1 protein-coding gene is annotated in these 519 nt (G+C 54.9%); it reads left to right on the top strand.

What is annotated here, in order from left to right:
• Window positions 1-6: 6 nt before the first annotated feature.
• A partial coding sequence (locus tag RF647_RS19275) for a molybdopterin-dependent oxidoreductase (protein WP_368813139.1) occupies window positions 7-519 on the top strand: 513 nt, incomplete at its 3' end.

Here is a 519-nt window from a genome sequence, read left to right on the forward strand (position 1 = left end):
ATCTCCATGCTCTCCATTTTGACCGGCAACGTCGGTGTTCACGGCGGGAATACCGGCGCCCGTGAAGGCTCGTATTCGCTGCCGTTTGAACGCATGCCGACGCTGGACAACCCCGTGCAGACCAGCATCTCCATGTTTATGTGGACGGATGCAATCGAACGTGGTCCTGAGATGACCGCGCTGCGCGACGGGGTGCGTGGCAAAGGCAAGCTGGATGTGCCGATCAAGATGATCTGGAACTATGCCGGCAACTGTCTTATCAACCAGCACTCCGAAATCAACCGTACCCATGAAATTCTGCAGGATGACACGAAGTGCGAAATGATTGTGGTGATTGACTGCCACATGACATCGTCGGCGAAATATGCCGATATCCTGCTGCCGGACTGTACCGCGTCAGAGCAGATGGATTTCGCCCTGGATGCCTCCTGCGGCAACATGTCCTACGTGATCTTTACCGACCAGGCGATTAAACCGCGCTTCGAGTGCAAAACCATCTATGAGATGACCTCAGAGCTG

The organism is Kocuria sp. CPCC 205263, from assembly GCF_040981075.1.
GTDB lineage: Bacteria > Actinomycetota > Actinomycetes > Actinomycetales > Micrococcaceae > Kocuria > Kocuria rosea.